Here is a 16,241-nt window from a genome sequence, read left to right as displayed (position 1 = left end):
TATGCGACGAATAGCCAATTTTGTGGTGCGGTGGCCCTGGGTAGTAATAGGGTTCTGGGCCGCCTTGGCGGTCGCCCTGCCACTGACATTCCCATCCCTCAACGAGATGGCGCAAAAGCATCCGCTCGCTATCTTGCCGAATAATGCACCGTCCAGTGTCACCGCCCACAAGATGACCGAGGCGTTTCACGAATCGGGCTCCGACGACCTCCTGTTGGTGGCCCTGAGCGATGAGAAGGGCCTAGGCCCCGCCGACGAGGCCACTTACGGCAAGTTGGTGACCGCGCTGCGCGCGGACACGCGAGACGTCGTGATGTTGCAGGATTTCATCAGCGCGCCGCCTTTGCGTCCGGTCGTGACCAGCAAGGACCACAAAGCTTGGGTGCTGCCGGTCGGCGTTGCGGGCGAGCTGGGCACCCCACAGTCGTACGCCGCCTTCAACCGGATCAGCGACATCGTCAAACGAACGCTGCAGAATAATCCGACCGGAACACCGCTGACTGTGAACCTCACCGGTCCCGCTGCGACCGTCGCCGATCTTACCGTCGCGGGCGATCGGGATCGGCTTCCGATCGAGCTGGCGATCGCTGTTCTGGTGCTCATCGTCCTGCTGCTGGTTTACCGCAGCGCGGTCACGATGCTGCTGCCGTTGATGACGATCGGGTTGTCCCTGATTATCGCCGAGTCCGCGGTGGCGGGCTACTCGCAACTGACCGGCTCGGGGGTCTCGAACCAATCCATCGTGTTCCTGAGCGCGATCATGGCTGGCGCCGGAACCGACTACGCCGTCTTTCTCATCAGTCGCTACCACGACTATTTGCGGTCGGGAGACGATTTCGATCAGGCGGTGAAGAAGGCTCTGATCTCGATCGGGAAAGTGATCACTGCGTCGGCCAGCACCATGGGCATCACCTTTCTCCTCATCAGCTTCGCCCGGATGGGCGTGTTCAAAACGGTCGGAATCTCCTCGGCAATCGGGATCGGCGTCGCATTTCTGGCCGCAGTGACGCTCTTGCCGGCGATCATGGTGCTCGCCGGACCACGTGGTTGGATCAAGCCCCGACGTGAACTGACCGCTCGGTTCTGGCGGCGTTCCGGCATACGCATTGTGCGCCGGCCGAGGGCACATCTGGTTGCCAGTGTGCTTGTCCTGATCATCCTGGCCAGCTGCGCGAGCTTGGTGCGCTACAACTACGACGACCGCAAGGCCCTGCGGCCGTCTGCGCCGAGCTCCATCGGCTACGCCGCGCTGGATCGCCATTTTCCCGTGAATCAGTCCATTCCGGAATACATCCTGGTCCAGTCGCCGCATGACCTTCGCACGCCGCAGGCCCTTGCGGACTTGGAACAGATGGCGGATCGCGTCAGCCAGCTGCCGAATGTCAGTGCCGTCAGCGGCATCACCCGCCCCACCGGAAATGTGCCGGAACAATTCAGAGCCACCTATCAGGCAGGCGCAATCGGCAGCCTTCTGGCCGGCGGGTCCAAGATGATCAACGACCAAACCAATGACCTCAACCGGCTGACCGAGGGGGCCGGCACGCTGGCCGACAACCTCGGCGATGTCCGGGGCCAGGTCAACCAGCTCGCCGCGAGCGTGCGCGAACTGGAGGGTGCCTTCTCATCGACGAAGAACCAGTACAGCGGCAACGCGCTGGTCGAAGAGGTTGATATCGCAGCCCGACTCGTCGACCACGTCAACTCGCTCAGCAATGCGATGGGTTGGAATTTCTCGGCCGCCAAGAACATGTTTGCCTGGATAGGCCCGGTTCTGACAGCGCTGCAGGGCAACCCGGTCTGCGATGCCGACTCGTCGTGCAGCGCCACGCGGGGGACGTTCGAGCAGCTGGTAGGTGCGCGCGATCAAGCAGACCTCGACGCGATCAATGACTTGTCTCATCAACTGCAGGAGTATCCGGACAAGCGGGCCCTGAAAGCGTCGACAGACCGCCTGCGTAGCGCATTCGCGAAGCTCAGCGACGTGCTGCATTCCATGGGGATGGACCGACCCGGCGGCCTGCAGACAAATCTGAACACGCTGCAAAGCGGCGCAGACCAGCTCGCCGGTGGGAGCCGGCAGGTGGCCGACGCGGTGGCTCAACTCATCGACAAGGTCAAGCAGCTGGGCGCGGGGCTCAGCGAGTCGGCCGCGTTTTTGTTGTCGCTGAAACATGACGCGGCGCGTCCGGCGATGGCAGGGTTCAATATCCCGGCTCAGCTGCTGCATCTGCCGGGATTCCAGGAGGCGGCCAAGGTGTTCATTTCACCAGACGGCCACTCGGTGCGGTACCTGGTCCAGACCAAACTCAATCCCTTCAGCACCGAAGCCATGGATCAGGTCAATGCGATCACCGCGTCCGCCCGGGGAGCCCAACCCAATACCGCGTTGGCGGACGCCACCGTATCGATGGCGGGATACACCGCCGGGCTCAAGGACACGCGGGACTACTATCAACACGACATCCGGTTCATCATCGCGGTAACCCTCCTCGTCGTGCTACTAACGTTGATCGCGCTGCTACGCGCGATTGTCGCGCCGCTGTATCTCGTTGCCACCGTGGTCATTTCGTATCTGTCGGCGGTGGGCATCGGCGTTCTGGTGTTTCAATTCCTGCTCGGCCAGCAATTGCATTGGAGTGTGCCGCCACTGGCATTCGTGGTGTTGGTCGCGGTGGGAGCCGACTACAACATGCTGCTCGTCTCGCGAATGCGTGACGAGTCTCCGCACAGCATGCGTTACGGCATCATCCGCACCCTGAGTTCGACAGGGGGCGTGATCACTGCGGCGGGTCTGATCTTCGCCGCGTCCATGTGCGGCCTCCTGTTCTCCAGCATCGGCACCGTGATCCAAGGCGGTTTCGTGATCGGTGTGGGAATTTTGCTGGACACCTTCTTGGTGCGCACCATCACGGTTCCCGCCATCGCTGCGCTGGCGGGGCGGGCGAACTGGTGGCCGTCACGAATGAGCCGAGGGCGGGCCTCGAGGCGGGCACCGTCGCGAACAGCGGTCGGACACACCGAACCAGAGCCCTGTTAGCACACACCCATGTTGTATGTGAGACTAGAGAAGCCGAAGGGTCAGGAGTAGGGATGAAGCAACTACTCGCAGGAGTTACGGCGCTGTTAACCGTAAGTGGCGCAGGGTATTTCGGCATCGGCACTGCGACGGCTGACACGCCAATCGGCGGACCGCCGACTCCCGGGGCGCCGGGCGACCAGACCGCCTACGCCCTCGGAGGCGCTCATGTACTGGGCATCCCCTACGACCAATACATCCGGATGGAGGGCGCGGAGTGGTTCCCGGGCCAGCAGCGCCAAATCGTTCGCTACCCGGCCGGTCAGGTGCAGGGGCACGTCCTGGAGCGACTCTTCCCGGGCATCGGCAAGCTCGATGAATCCTTCCCCGGCCTGGGGATGGACGGCCCCAGCGTGGGCGAGTCGGTCGACGAGGGCATCAACAATCTCGACGCGGCGATCCGCACCACCGGTCGCCCCGGCACGGCGATCGGCTTGTCCGAGGGCGGGTTCGTGGTCGACGGCGAGCAGGCCCGACTGTCCAATGACCCGACCGCTCCCCCGCCGGACAAGCTGAACTTCGCAACATTCGGCGACCCGATCGGGCAGCACGCCTTCGGCCAGAGTTTCCTGAGCGCTATGTTCCCGGTCGGCAGCGTTGTCCCCGCACTCGACTACCGCATGCCACCGCCGTACGAGAGCCAGTACGACACCGATAAGTTCGTGGCGGCGTACGACTCGATTGCGGACTTCCCCGACCGGCCCGACAACTTGTTCGCTCTCGCCAACACGCTGCTGGGTCTCGCCACAGGTCACACCGCGGTGGCCTTCACGAACCCGAGCATGGTGCCGCCGCAAAACATCAGAACAACGGTCAACTCCCGGGGCGCCAAAATCACCACGATCATGGTCCCGGAAAAGCACCTTCCGCTGGTCATGCCGCTGGCCTACATCGGGATCCCGGAGGACACGCTGAACAAGCTCGACGCGATCCTGACTCCCCGGGTGAACGCCGGCTATTCGCGAAACGACGACCCGGCGACCGCTCCGGTTCAGGTGGACCCCGTGCACGGCTTCGACCCAGCGGCCGTCACCGCGCCGGCCAACCAGGCGACCTTCGGCGGCGGCGCTGATCCGTTCTCACAGATCCTCAGCGGTGCGATGTCCGTGATTTCGCACGGCGCAGGCGAAGCCGCGCCCTGATCCCGAGCCCGCAATCGACTAATCGACTATCAGTACGGACGTGAAGTGACGCCTATGCCCGAGCCCTCCGTTCTCTCGATGCTGCACGGGCGTGCCAGCCTGCGGCCCAACGACATAGCGTTCACGTTCACCAATTACGACGACGCGTGGGAGGGTGTTCCTGAGAGCCTCACGTGGGCGCAGTTGTCGCGCCGAACACTGAACCTGGCACGCGAACTTCGCCTGCACGGGTCCGTCGGAGACCGGGCGGTGATCCTGGCTCCCCAGAGCCTCGACTACCTCGTGGCCTTCTTGGGATCCATGCAGGCTGGGCTCATCGCCGTGCCGCTTCCGTTGCCGCACCGGGGCTCGAGTCATGAGCGGGTAAGCGGGGTCCTCGCCGATACGTCGCCCTCGGTTGTTCTCGTAACGTCCGAGGTCGCGGAAGATATCACCGAATACGTTGATAAAGCACGCCTGGACGCTGTTCCCAAGATCGTCGAAATCGATTCACTGAACCTGGACGTCGATGGCGGAACAAGCGTTCGGACGGCCGGTTTGCCCAGCACGGCGTATTTGCAGTACAGCTCGGGATCAACACGGCAGCCAACCGGCGTGATGATCTCACACCGCAACCTGCGGGTGAATTTCGAGCAGTTGATGCGGGGCTTCTTCGCGGATTCCCAGGTCAAAGCCCCATCAGATTTGACGATTGTCTCGTGGTTGCCGTTTTACCACGACATGGGTTTGGTGCTGGGGGTCTGCGCCCCGATCCTGGGCGGCTACCGCGGCGAGCTGAGTAGTCCGATCTCGTTTTTGGAGCGGCCGGCTCGATGGGTGCGATCGTTGGCCGGCAGCCCTCATGCGTGGTCAGCGGCGCCCAATTTCGCCTTCGACTTGGCCGCCCGCAAAACCACCGACAACGACCTGGCCGGGCTCGACCTCTCCGGTGTGCTGGGCATCATCAGCGGTGCCGAACGGGTCGAGCCGGCCACGCTGCAACGTTTCGTTGATAGGTTTGCGCACTTCAACTTTCATGACCATATGGTGCGTCCGTCGTACGGCTTGGCGGAGGCAACCGTCTTCGCGGCGGCCGGCACCTGGAGCGATTCATCGGGCACGGTTCATTTCGATGTCGCGGCGCTTGCCGCCGGCCGCGCTCAGCGATGTGCGGCCGGGACCGGCAGCGCGCTGGTCAAATACAGAGTGCCGCACTCACCGACGCTGCGGATCGTCGACTGCGACACAAACCGTGAGCGCCCGCAGGGCTCGATAGGCGAGATATGGCTGCATGGCGATAACGTGGCCGACGGCTACTGGCGCAAATCGCCGGAGGATCAGCGCTGCTTCGGCGCAACACTCGTCGACCCGTCGCCGGGCACGCCCGAAGGGCCCTGGCTGAGAACCGGCGACCAGGGCTTCATCTTCGAGGACGAGCTGTTCATTGTCGGCCGCATCAAGGATCTGCTGATCATCCAGGGGCGTAACCATTACCCCGAGGACATCGAGGCGACGATCCAAGAGATCACCCGCGGCCGGGTCGCGGCGATATCGGTTCCGCTGAACAGTACCGAGAAGTTGGTCACCATCATCGAGGTCAAAAAGCGAGGCGACTCCGACGAGGAGACGACGCACTGGTTCACCGGCGTCAAAAGCAATGTCACCTCCGCGATAGCCAATGCGCACGGCTTGAACGTCGGGGACCTCGTCCTGGTGCCGCCCGGATCGATTCCCACCACTACAAGCGGCAAGATCCGCCGCGCCGCCTGTATCGAGCAGTACCGACAGGAGCAGTTCGTCCGGCTGGATGCCTGACCAGCCAGTGGCGGGGATGCGGCCGTATCAATGTTGATCACTGTCCTGGTAATGGCCGTCGCGGTCAGTGTCGAACCTTTCCGCATCGGCATGACGGTGCTCATGCTGAACAGGCCCCGACCGGTGCTGCAATTGCTCGCGTTCCTGTCGGGCGGTTACGCGATGGGAATGACGGTGGGCCTGGTGGTCTTGTTCTTGCTTCGGCGCGGACTGACCGGGTCCACCTACTTCACAGTGCCGAGGGTTCAGATCCTGATCGGGTTGCTGGCGCTGGTGGTCGCTGTGGCTGTGGCCGTGGACATCCCCGGACGATTGGGCTCGCGCCCGGCAAGATTGGCGACGCCGGGCCGACGGTTTCTGCGGGGGCACTCGCTGTCGGTCGCGGGGATCGCCGGACTCAGCATCGCGCTACCGTCGGTCGATTATCTTGCCGCGCTAGCCGTCATACTGGCCTCGGGCGCTGCGGCCCTGACGCAGGTCGCAGTGCTGTTGATGTTCAATATCGTGGCCTTCGCGCTCGTGGAGGTTCCGCTGTTGGCCTATCTACTGGCGCCCGAGGTAACCGCCAGGTCGATGAAAGCGTTGCACAACTGGATTCGATCGCGTCGCCGCCGCGAAGTCGCGCTTTCGCTTGCCGCGGTCGGCTGTCTGTTCCTCGCGGCCGGCACGGCCGGGCTTTGACTCCCGGTTCGCGGGCACGTGGGCCGGGGTTGAACATAATGAGTCAATCGCACCGCAAAGGAGCCCGCATGGAAACGACCAGTCCAGACCGTCCGCTGCGGGTGATCCAGTGGACGACCGGCAACATCGGTCGTCGTTCGCTGCACGCCATCATCGGACGGCCCGACCTCGAACTGGCCGGGGTGTATGCGCACGGCGCGGACAAGGTGGGCGTCGACGCCGCCGACCTGGCGGGCTGGCCCGAGCCGACCGGGGTGCGGGCGACGAACGACATCGACGCGCTGCTGGCCCTGGGCGCCGACGCGTGTTGCTACAACCCGTTGTGGCCCAACATCGATGAATTGGTGCGGCTGCTGGAATCGGGAGTCAACGTGTGCACCAGCGCGGCGTGGATCACCGGCGGCAAGCAGACACCGCAGGATCGCAAGCGCATCGAGGACGCCTGCCAGAAGGGCAATTCGACGATCTTCGGCAGCGGCGCCCACCCGGGCATGACGAACATGGTGGGCATGGTGCTGTCCGCCTCGTGCGAGCGCGTCGACGAGATCCGGATCACCGAATCCGTCGACTGCTCGACCTACGAGTCGGCGGAAACCCAGACGGCCATGGGGTTTTCGCAAGATCCCGATACCCCGGGCCTGGCCGAAAACGTCCGGAGGGAAAGCGAGGTCTTCGCCGAATCGGCCGCGATGATGGCCGACGCGATCGGGGCGAAGCTGGACAAGATCACCTTCGATGTCACGTTCACCGCGGCCACGGGCGATTCCGATCTGGGCTTCATGAAGATTCCCGCCGGAACGGTCGGCAGCGTCTACGGGTACCACCGCGGCTGGGTCGGCGATCGCAACGTCGTCAGCGTCGGGTTCAACTGGACCATGGGCAGTCACGTCGTCCCACCCAAACCACTCGAGCATGGCCACGTCATCCAGGTGTTCGGGCTGCCCAACATGCGCACCGTGTTGCACTGCCTGCCGCCCAAGGATTGGACGGAGCCCGGGTTCATGGGACTGGGAATGATTTACACCGCGATGCCGGTTACCAACGCCGTCCCGGCGGTGGTGGCCGCCGCACCCGGGATCGTGACACTGGCGGATCTGCCGCCGGTCACCGGTCGCCTCGCTGACTAGCGGCTATGCCGTTCGCCACAACTTGTCGGGCCCCGGGAGGAACGCTTGCGTGCACTAAGGTTAGTATCCCTAACTGAGCAAATGTTCCGTTGACATTGGTGTCGTCGGCGACGGTTGGTGAGCTTTGCGGAAGGCGGTCAGGTGGTGGCTAGTCTAAACTCAGGTCCCCGCCCCGGCCTGTTGATCCGCGTGTTGAAACAAGGATGGATCCCGCTGCTGCTGGTGGTCGTATTGGCGCTGTCGGCACTGATCGTGTCGCGGCTGCACAGGATTTTCGGCTCGGAGGATCTCAACGCGAACGCCGGCAAGGGTATCGAAATCGTGCAGTTCAACCCGAAAGTCGTCGTCTATGAAATCTCGGGCTCGCCGGGCACCACGGCAAACATCAACTACTGGGATGAGAACGCCAACACGCACCAGGTCAACAACGCCCCGCTGCCCTGGTCGGCCACGATCTCGACCACGTTGCCCTCGGTGAGCGCCAACATCATGGCGCAGAGCGATGGCAGCACGATCGCCTGCAAGATCACCGTGGACGGCGTCGTCCGCGAACAACAAAACTCCGACGGCCATAATGCCCAGACCTTCTGCCTGGTGAAGTCCGCATGAGCGACGTGAACAAGACCGAGCGCGACCTGAGCGCGGCCGACACCGGCCCGATCACAACCCGGGGGTTGCCTAAGGCCGAGCGCGGCCACCGGCCCTACCTTCCGCATGCGATCCGCATCTTCGCGATACCGGTCATTCTGGGCTGGGTCGCCATCACCGTCCTGGTGAACGTCATCGTTCCCAGACTGGAGGTGGTCGGCGAGCAGCACTCGGCGCCGATGACACCGCTGGACGCGCCGTCGATGAAGGCGATGATGCGCCTGGGCCACAACTTCCACGAATTCGATTCCAACAGCACCGTCATGATCGTCCTGGAGGGTCAGCACCCCTTAGGCCAGGACGCGCACCAGTACTACGACAAGCTGATCCGAGAACTGCGCCAGGATCCCAAGCACATCCAGCACATCCAGGACTTCTGGGGTGACCGGCTCACCGCCGCGGGCGCGCAGAGCGCCGACGCCAAGAGTGCGTACGTACAGGTGAACCTCGCCGGCAATCAGGGCACCACGCAGGCGAACAACTCCGTGGACGCCGTCCACAAGGTGATCGACGAGAACAAGCCGCCGCCCGGCGTCAAAACCTACGTCACCGGGCCCGCGGCGCTCTCCGACGACATGCACATCATCGGCAACGCCAGCCTGGCCACGATCACGCTGTTCACCCTGGGTGCCATCGCGATCATGTTGCTACTGGTCTACCGGTCCATCTCCACCACCCTGATCCAGCTCTTCATGACCTTAGTGGCGCTGGCGTGCGCGCGCGGCGTCGTCGCGGTTCTGGCCTACAACAACGCATTTGGCCTCACCACCTTTGCCGCCAACATCCTCACCATGCTGGCGATTGCCGCCGGAACCGACTACGGCATCTTCCTCGTCGGCCGCTATCAAGAAGCGTTGGCCGCCGGCGAGGATCGAGAAACCGCCTACTACACCACATTCAAGGGAGTCGCCCCGGTGGTCCTGGGCTCCGGCCTGACGATCGCCGGCGCCACCTACTGCCTGAGTTTTGCTCGACTGCCCTGGTTCAACACCATGGGTGCACCGGTGGCGATCGGCATGCTGGTCGTGGTGGCTGCCGGACTCACCCTGGGCCCCGCGGTCGTATTCATCGGCAGCCGCTTCCACATGTTCGAAAAGCGGGCCAAGCGGGGGCGGCTGTGGCGCCGGGTGGGAACCGCCGTCGTGCGTTGGCCCGCACCGATTTTGGCCGTCAGTGCCGCGATCGTGATGGTCGGCATGATCGCCCTGCCCAGCTTCAAGACGAGCTACAACGACCGCCATTACCTGCCGCTGTCAGCCCCGTCCAATCAGGGGCAAGAAGCCGCGAATCGGCATTTCTCCGAAGCACGGATGAACCCCGACCTGCTGATGGTCGAGTCCGACCATGACATGCGCAACCCGGCGGACATGTTGGTGCTGGACCGGGTGGCCAAGAATGAGATGCGCACGCTCGGCATCGCCATGGTCCAGGACATCACGCGGCCACTGGGCATTCCAATTCAGCACAGCTCGATTCCGTTCCAGAACAGCGTGCAAAGCCAGACGACGATGCAGAACATGGCCTTCCTCAAGGAGCGCATCGCCGACATTCTGAGGATGGCGGACGACCTGCAGACCCAGATCGAGACCACGCAACGCCAGTACGAGGTGTCACTGGATCTGGCCCACGCCGCCGACGACAGCGCGAAGACCACGGCGGTCACCTCGCAGATCACCGACACCCTGCGTGACCACATCGCGGACTTCGACGACACATTCCGGCCGATACGCTCTTACATGTACTGGGAGAAGCACTGCTACGACATTCCGGTGTGCATCGGGCTGCGGTCCCTCTTCGATACGTTCGATGGGTTCGACCAACTCGCCGAACAGTTCCACTACCTCACCGCTGACATCCAGCACACCGCCAACGCCACCCATGACCTGAACGCGCTGTTTCCGCCGCTGATCACCACACTGAAGACCACCAGGGGCATCACGCTGACGCTCTACCAGACGTTCAAGGCGATGATCAACCAGATGGAGGCGATGAGCAACACCTCGATCGTGATGGGTCAAAGCTTCGACAACTCCAAGAACGACGACTTCTTCTACCTCCCGCCGGAAGCCTTTGATAATCCCGACTTCCAGACGGGTCTTCGCATGTTCCTGTCGCCGGACGGTAAGTCGGCGCGGTTCTTCATCACCCACCAAGGCGATCCGATGTCGCCGGAGGGCATCGCGCGCGTCGACGCCGAACGCACCGCCGCGCAGGAGGCGCTGAAGCAGTCCTCACTGTCGGACGCCCGGGTGTATCTGGGCGGAACCGCCGCGACCTTCAAGGACATGGCCGACGGCGAGAAATACGACCTGATGATCGCGGTGGTGTCAGCCCTCACGCTGATCTTCATGATCATGCTGCTGTTGACCCGTAGCGTGGTGGCGGCACTGGTGATCGTCGGCACGGCGGCCAGTTCGATCGCGGCGTCTTTCGGTCTGTCGGTGTTGATTTGGCAGGATCTGTTCGGCATCAGGATCCACTGGATCGTGTTGGCGCTGTCGGTCATCATCCTGTTGGCCGTGGGATCGGACTACAACCTGCTACTGGTGTCCCGGTTCCGCGAAGAGATCCATCGCGGGCTCAAGACGGGCATCATCCGGTCGATGGCCGGCACCGGTGGTGTGGTGACGGCCGCGGGTCTGGTGTTCGCCTTCACCATGGCGTCCATGCTGGGCAGTGATCTGCGGGTGCTCGGGCAGTTCGGGTCCACTGTGTGCATCGGTCTGCTGCTCGACACGTTGATCGTGCGCACGTTGCTGATGCCCTCGATCGCCACCCTGCTCGGACGGTGGTTCTGGTGGCCGCAAGTGGTGCACCCGCGCGGTGACAACGCGCGACGGCCGGTGAGCGCCAGCTAATCCGGCGGTGGCGACCCGCCGCGCCCGGCTACGCCGCGCTTGCGATCGCGACTAGCTATCGGCGAACGCCACGCACACCGCGACCGCGCCCGCGCCGACATGCAGCGCGAGCACCGGTCCCAGCTCGGTGATGATCGCCGGCTCGCACGCCGGCAACCGCTCGCCCAGCGCCGTCGCCACCTCACGCGCACCGTCCGGGTTGTTGACGTGGTGCACCGCCAGGGCGGCGGCGTCGTTGCCGACTACCTGACAGACCCGGTCGATCATCGCCTCGGTCGCATGGCTGACCGTGCGGACCCGTTGCGCCAGAACGAGTTTGCCGTCATCGATGCGCAACAGCGGCTTGAGTGCCAGCGCGGTGCCCAGCCACGCCTTCGCCCCGCCGATGCGTCCGCTGCGGCGCAGGTTGTCCAGCCGGTGCACCACGATGAAGGCATGTCCGCGGTCCACGGCCGCGCGCGCGGCGTCCGCGACGGCGTCGACGTCTTTACCGTCGGCCGCGGCCCGCGCGGCGGCCAGCGCGACGAAGCCGGTCCCCATCGCCGCCGACTTGGAATCGACGACGCGCACGCTCGGATCGAGGTCGGCGGCGGTGCGTTGGGCGGCCCGGTAGGTGCCCGACAACGCCGACGAAATATGCACGGCCACAACCCCGTCGGCGCCGCTATCGGTCAGCGCCTGCTGGTACACGTCGGCCAGTTCGGCCGGAGTGGCCGCGGCGGTGGTGGCCGCGAGTTTGTGGACGTCGCCGGGGACGTCGTCGACACCGTCGCGCAGATCGTTGCCGTCGAGCAGGATGTGCAGCGGAACGACGCGTATCCCCCACTTTTCGAGCAGGTCGGCGGGCAGACGTGCCGACGAGTCGGTCACCACCACTACGGTCATGGCGCTACCCGCGGGGCTTCTCGTTGGGTACCCCGGCCTCGGCCAGCGCCTTGAGCATCAACTCCGCGACCGCCTGGTGAGCCTCGAAATTCCAGTGAATGCCGTCGGGGTTGCCGCGGCCACTCATAACCTGCTCGGCGACAGCGGCTTTGAGGTCGACCAGGGGCACCTGGTGGTTCTGCGCCCATTCGGTGATCGCGGCCACCGTCCCGGCGCGCCCGTGGTGCGCCCGGCCGTAGGTGTCGGCGATGTGCACCGATGGCAGCGAGGCCACGATCGGGATGCCGGGGCGGTTGAAATCGATTGCGCCACGGGTCTGTTCGAGGTAGTCCGCACTCAGGTGCGGAGGCAGCGCCGATCGGGCCACCGGCGAGAGCCGGGGCTGCAGCCAACCGTAGCCGTCGCGGACCCAGCGCCGCAGCCAGGGCGGCCGTACATAGCGGATCAGTTCGCGCAGCGCGGTCGGCAGCACCGACGGCAGTGAATCCATGCCGCCGGTGGCGAAAATTACCGCGCCGGCCCTGGGCAGCGCCGCCCAGGCCCGGGGGTCCTGAGTCGCCGCCCACCAGATGTCGCGGCACGTCCACCCGATGCGGCCGATCAGCTCGACGTCCCAACCCAATTGCGCCGCAACGATGTTCGGCCAGATACGGGGATCGTCGGCGGGCAGCCCTCCGGTCGGCCCATAGTAGGCCAACGAGTCGGCGAAAATCAGCAGGGTGGGCGTCGGCGGCCGTTCAGAGGACATCGTTGGACACCTGCGCCGAAGCGTTCCACACATCCAGACGCCAACGGATGCTGTCGAATTCGTCGGCGGGATCGTCGTTGTGTCCGGACAGTTGCACCCAGCTGGCATTGCCCATGCCGCCCAGGATCGGCCAGTTGGCGACCGGAAGCTTCAGCAGCGCGGCCGACAGCGCGGCGATCAGGCCCCCGTGGGCCACCAGCACCACCGGGCGATCCGGCCCGTCGGGATCACCCCATTCCGGCTCGCCGGACACCAGTTCGGCAATCAGCGGCACGCTGCGGGCCGCGACGTCGACCCTGCTCTCACCGCCGTGCGGCGCCCAGGTGGCGTCCTCGCGCCAGGCCAGCCGTGCACCCGGGGCCTGCGCGTCGACGTCGGTGTGGGTCAGGCCCTGCCAGTCGCCCAGATGGGTTTCCCGCAACCGCTGGTCCACCCGTATCGGCAGACCGGTTACCTCCCCCAGCCTGATCGCCGTGTCATAGGCACGATGCAGATCCGACGACACGATCAGCAGCGGCTGCAGCTTGCCCAGCACCTCGGCGGCGGCGATCGCCTGCGCCCGCCCGAGTTCGCTCAGTTCGGAATCCAGCTGGCCCTGCATCCGGCTACCGGCATTGAACTCGGTTTGCCCGTGCCGCAACATGATCAGACGCCGAATGCTCATGGCGCGCCCGAGTCTTCAGAGTTCTCGGGACTCTCGTCCAGCTCCACCGGCACCGTCGGGCAGTCACTCCACAGCCGGTCCAGGGCATAGAAGTCGCGGTCTTCCTGGTGCTGAATGTGAACGACGATGTCGCGATAGTCCAGCAGCGTCCAGCGGCCTTCTCGCGTGCCCTCGCGGCGCGCCGGCTTGTAGCCCGCCTTACGCATCTTCTCCTCGACCTCGTCGACGATGGCGTTGACCTGTCGCTCGTTGGACGCCGAGGCGATCACGAAGCAGTCCGTGATGGCGAGCTGGGCCGAGACGTCGATGACGACGACGTCGTCGGCCAGCTTCGCGGCGGCCGCGCCCGCGGCCACCGTTGCCATGTCGATGGCCTCCCGGGTGGCGCTCATGGGCGTTCCCCTGTGCTCAGGCGTGCTTCGTTGACGATCACCGGCGGCCCCTCGTCGCGGTACAGCCGGCGCTTGGAGACGTACTGCACGACGCCGTCGGGCATCAGGTACCACAGCGGCCTGCGCTGCGCGGCGCGTTGACGGCAATCGGTCGAGGAGATGGCCAGCGCCGGGATCTCGACGAGCGTCAGGGCGTCGTCGGGCAGCTCGCCGAGCACGCCGGTGATGTGTTCGCGGCGCAGCTCGTAGCCGGGCCGGCTGACCCCGATGAAGCGCGCCAGGTCGAACACCGTTTCCCAGCCCTGCCACGAGAGAATGGAGGCCAGCGCGTCGGCACCGGTGATGAAGTACAGCTCGCAGTCCGGGTTGAGGGCGCGCAGATCGCTCAGCGTGTCCTTGGTGTAGGTGGGGCCGCCGCGGTCGATGTCGACCCGGCTGACCGAGAAGCGGGGATTGGACGCCGTGGCGATCACCGTCATCAGATACCGGTCCTCGGCGGCGGAAACGTGCCGCTCCTTCTGCCAGGGCTGCCCGCTGGGCACGAACACCACCTGGTCGAGGTCGAACAGGTCGGCGACCTCACTGGCGGCAACCAGGTGGCCGTAATGGATGGGGTCGAACGTCCCACCCATCACCCCTAACCTGCGAAGCTGCTTTTGCACGATTTGCCAGCTTACTTGAGCCGGTGTTACGGCCCGATTTCCCAGGCGTTGGTCACACGGGCCACACCAGCCTCTGCGTCGGGAGGCACGACACCGTGCCCGCGCCCCTACACCGGCAACAGCTGGTCGATCACCGCGGCCAGCTGCTTGGCGGACCGGCACTCGTGCATCGGGATGACCTCTTGATAGCGCGGCACCGCCGAGTCGCCGCTGCCCCACAGGTGCTTCGGCTCGGGATTGAGCCAGTGCGCGTGCCGGCTTGCGCTCACCATGTGGGTCAGCAGCTCAATCTCCGGATTGCGGTAGTTGGTGCGGCCATCCCCGAGGACCAGCAGCGAGGCGCGCGGTGACAGCACATTGGGGAACGCCTGCACGAACGACGCGAACGCGTTGCCGTAATCCGAATGGCCGTCACGGCTGTACACGCCGGACTCGCGGGTGATCCGCTGGATGGCCACGGCCAGGTCCGCCTCCGGTCCGAACATGTGGGTCACCTCGTCGGTGGTGTCGATGAAGGCGAACACGCGCACCCGCGAGAACTGTTGGCGCAGAGCGTGTACCAGCAGCAGGGTGAAATGGCTGAACCCGGCGACCGAGCCGGACACGTCGCACAGCACCACCAGCTCCGGCCGTGCCGGGCGCGGCTTGGCCAGCACCACGTCGATCGGCACCCCTCCGGTGGACATCGACTTGCGCAGCGTCTTGCGCAGATCGATCGTCCCGGCACGGCTGCGTCGCCGGCGGGCCGCGAGCCGGGTCGCCAGCGTGCGGGCCAGTGGGGCCACCACCCGGCGCATCTGGCGCAGCTGCTCGCCGGAGGCGCGTAGAAATTCGACGTTCTCGGAAAGCTGTGGAATGCCGTACATCTGGACGTGATCGCGGCCCAGCTGCTCCGCGGTGCGCCGTTTGGTCTCGGAGTCGACCAGCTTGCGTATCTGGGAGATCCGCTGCGCGGCAAGCGCTTTGGCGATCTCCTCCTGACTGGGAGTGGGTTCCTCGCCGTACGAGGCGAGCAGCCCGGCCAGCAGCTTGCCCTCGAGCTCGTCCAGCGCCATCGCCTTGAGTGCCTGATACGACGAGAACGACGGGCCGCGGCTGGAGCTGTATTTGCCGTAGGCCTCCACGATTTGGGCGATCATCGCCACCAGGCGCTCGTCCATCTCGGCGAGATCGGGGTTCTCGGTCAGCAGCTCCGCCAGCATCTGACGCATCGCCTCGACGTCGTCGGCCGGCAACGCGTCGTCGTCCGGCGAATCGTCGGCCTCGTCGTCGGTGACCACCGCGCGAGCGCCCAGCGCCGCGGGGAACCACAGGTCGAACATCGCGTCGTAGGTCTCGCGGTGATCCGAGCGGCGCAGCACGGCGCATGCGAGGCCCTCGCGCAGCACCTTCCGGTCACCCAGGCCGAGCGTCGCCATCACCCGCCCGGCGTCCACTGTCTCCGACGGACCGACCGAAATCCCTGCCCCGCGAAGCGCTTCCACAAATCCCACCAGGTGGCCCGGCAGCCCGTGCGGGGCGAGCGGCCGGGAGGGTCGGATACGGCGGGTGGCCATCTCAGCAG

13 protein-coding genes are annotated in these 16,241 nt (G+C 65.1%); 7 read left to right on the top strand and 6 right to left on the bottom strand.

Annotation, left to right across the window (positions count from 1 at the left end; translation table 11 throughout):
• Position 1 precedes the first annotated feature (1 nt).
• The 7 genes from MTY59_RS17570 to MTY59_RS17540 all read left to right on the top strand — a co-directional run bounded on the left by MTY59_RS17570 (position 2) and on the right by MTY59_RS17540 (position 11,326).
• Entirely contained in the window at positions 2-3,037 is a 3,036-nt protein-coding gene (locus MTY59_RS17570; protein WP_221042278.1) for an MMPL/RND family transporter, read from the top strand.
• A 53-nt stretch (positions 3,038-3,090) separates the two neighbouring features.
• A complete protein-coding gene (gene pe, locus MTY59_RS17565) occupies positions 3,091-4,218 on the top strand; it encodes an acyltransferase PE (protein WP_221042277.1) in 1,128 nt (375 codons plus the stop codon).
• 54 nt (positions 4,219-4,272) lie between these two features.
• On the top strand, positions 4,273-6,012 hold the full coding sequence (locus tag MTY59_RS17560) for an AMP-binding protein (RefSeq protein WP_221042276.1): 1,740 nt from the start codon (positions 4,273-4,275) through the stop codon (positions 6,010-6,012).
• Positions 6,013-6,042: 30 nt separating this feature from the next.
• Positions 6,043-6,693 carry a GAP family protein gene (locus MTY59_RS17555; RefSeq protein WP_221042275.1) on the top strand — a complete coding sequence of 217 codons (651 nt, stop codon included), beginning with the start codon at positions 6,043-6,045 and terminating at the stop codon, positions 6,691-6,693.
• A 68-nt stretch (positions 6,694-6,761) separates the two neighbouring features.
• Positions 6,762-7,820: an NAD(P)H-dependent amine dehydrogenase family protein gene (locus tag MTY59_RS17550; RefSeq protein ID WP_221042274.1), complete on the top strand. Its 1,059-nt coding sequence runs from the start codon at positions 6,762-6,764 to the stop codon at positions 7,818-7,820.
• A 180-nt stretch (positions 7,821-8,000) separates the two neighbouring features.
• Complete coding sequence (locus tag MTY59_RS17545; protein ID WP_415822677.1) at positions 8,001-8,429, top strand: MmpS family transport accessory protein; 429 nt, start codon at positions 8,001-8,003, stop codon at positions 8,427-8,429.
• Complete coding sequence (locus MTY59_RS17540; RefSeq protein WP_221042273.1) at positions 8,426-11,326, top strand: MMPL/RND family transporter; 2,901 nt, start codon at positions 8,426-8,428, stop codon at positions 11,324-11,326. Before MTY59_RS17545 ends, MTY59_RS17540 begins: the two co-directional genes overlap by 4 nt.
• A gap of 51 nt (positions 11,327-11,377) precedes the next feature.
• Here the strand turns inward: MTY59_RS17540 and MTY59_RS17535 are convergent, their stop codons facing one another.
• The 6 genes from MTY59_RS17535 to MTY59_RS17510 form a co-directional block, all read right to left on the bottom strand.
• Positions 11,378-12,211, bottom strand: a complete 834-nt coding sequence (locus tag MTY59_RS17535) for a DegV family protein (RefSeq protein WP_221042272.1) — start codon at positions 12,209-12,211, stop codon at positions 11,378-11,380.
• A 4-nt stretch (positions 12,212-12,215) separates the two neighbouring features.
• Positions 12,216-12,959: a diglucosylglycerate octanoyltransferase gene (gene octT, locus MTY59_RS17530; RefSeq protein WP_221042271.1), complete on the bottom strand. Its 744-nt coding sequence runs from the start codon at positions 12,957-12,959 to the stop codon at positions 12,216-12,218.
• Positions 12,949-13,623 (bottom strand): glucosyl-3-phosphoglycerate phosphatase, encoded by a 675-nt coding sequence (gpgP, locus tag MTY59_RS17525; RefSeq protein WP_221042270.1) that lies wholly within the window; start codon positions 13,621-13,623, stop codon positions 12,949-12,951. The genes octT and gpgP overlap by 11 nt, the downstream gene beginning before the upstream one ends.
• Positions 13,620-14,015 (bottom strand): ribosome silencing factor, encoded by a 396-nt coding sequence (gene rsfS / locus MTY59_RS17520; RefSeq protein ID WP_221042269.1) that lies wholly within the window; start codon positions 14,013-14,015, stop codon positions 13,620-13,622. Before rsfS ends, gpgP begins: the two co-directional genes overlap by 4 nt.
• Entirely contained in the window at positions 14,012-14,677 is a 666-nt protein-coding gene (gene nadD / locus MTY59_RS17515; protein ID WP_221042268.1) for a nicotinate-nucleotide adenylyltransferase, read from the bottom strand. The genes rsfS and nadD overlap by 4 nt, the downstream gene beginning before the upstream one ends.
• Before the next feature lie 107 nt (positions 14,678-14,784).
• On the bottom strand, positions 14,785-16,233 hold the full coding sequence (locus MTY59_RS17510; RefSeq protein WP_221042267.1) for a vWA domain-containing protein: 1,449 nt from the start codon (positions 16,231-16,233) through the stop codon (positions 14,785-14,787).
• Positions 16,234-16,241 lie beyond the last annotated feature (8 nt).

The organism is Mycobacterium senriense, from assembly GCF_019668465.1.
Classification (GTDB): domain Bacteria; phylum Actinomycetota; class Actinomycetes; order Mycobacteriales; family Mycobacteriaceae; genus Mycobacterium; species Mycobacterium senriense.
This window is presented reverse-complemented; position numbering and strand designations above follow the sequence as displayed.

Coding starts and splice junctions, on each gene's coding strand:
- MTY59_RS17540 (WP_221042273.1), top strand. CDS start 8,426: ATGAGCGACGTGAACAAGACCGAGCGCGACCTGAGCGCGGCCGACACC.
- MTY59_RS17570 (WP_221042278.1), top strand. CDS start 2: ATGCGACGAATAGCCAATTTTGTGGTGCGGTGGCCCTGGGTAGTAATA.
- MTY59_RS17560 (WP_221042276.1), top strand. CDS start 4,273: ATGCCCGAGCCCTCCGTTCTCTCGATGCTGCACGGGCGTGCCAGCCTG.
- MTY59_RS17510 (WP_221042267.1), bottom strand. CDS start 16,233: ATGGCCACCCGCCGTATCCGACCCTCCCGGCCGCTCGCCCCGCACGGG.
- MTY59_RS17550 (WP_221042274.1), top strand. CDS start 6,762: ATGGAAACGACCAGTCCAGACCGTCCGCTGCGGGTGATCCAGTGGACG.
- octT (WP_221042271.1), bottom strand. CDS start 12,959: ATGTCCTCTGAACGGCCGCCGACGCCCACCCTGCTGATTTTCGCCGAC.
- MTY59_RS17535 (WP_221042272.1), bottom strand. CDS start 12,211: ATGACCGTAGTGGTGGTGACCGACTCGTCGGCACGTCTGCCCGCCGAC.
- MTY59_RS17555 (WP_221042275.1), top strand. CDS start 6,043: ATGTTGATCACTGTCCTGGTAATGGCCGTCGCGGTCAGTGTCGAACCT.
- gpgP (WP_221042270.1), bottom strand. CDS start 13,623: ATGAGCATTCGGCGTCTGATCATGTTGCGGCACGGGCAAACCGAGTTC.
- rsfS (WP_221042269.1), bottom strand. CDS start 14,015: ATGAGCGCCACCCGGGAGGCCATCGACATGGCAACGGTGGCCGCGGGC.
- pe (WP_221042277.1), top strand. CDS start 3,091: ATGAAGCAACTACTCGCAGGAGTTACGGCGCTGTTAACCGTAAGTGGC.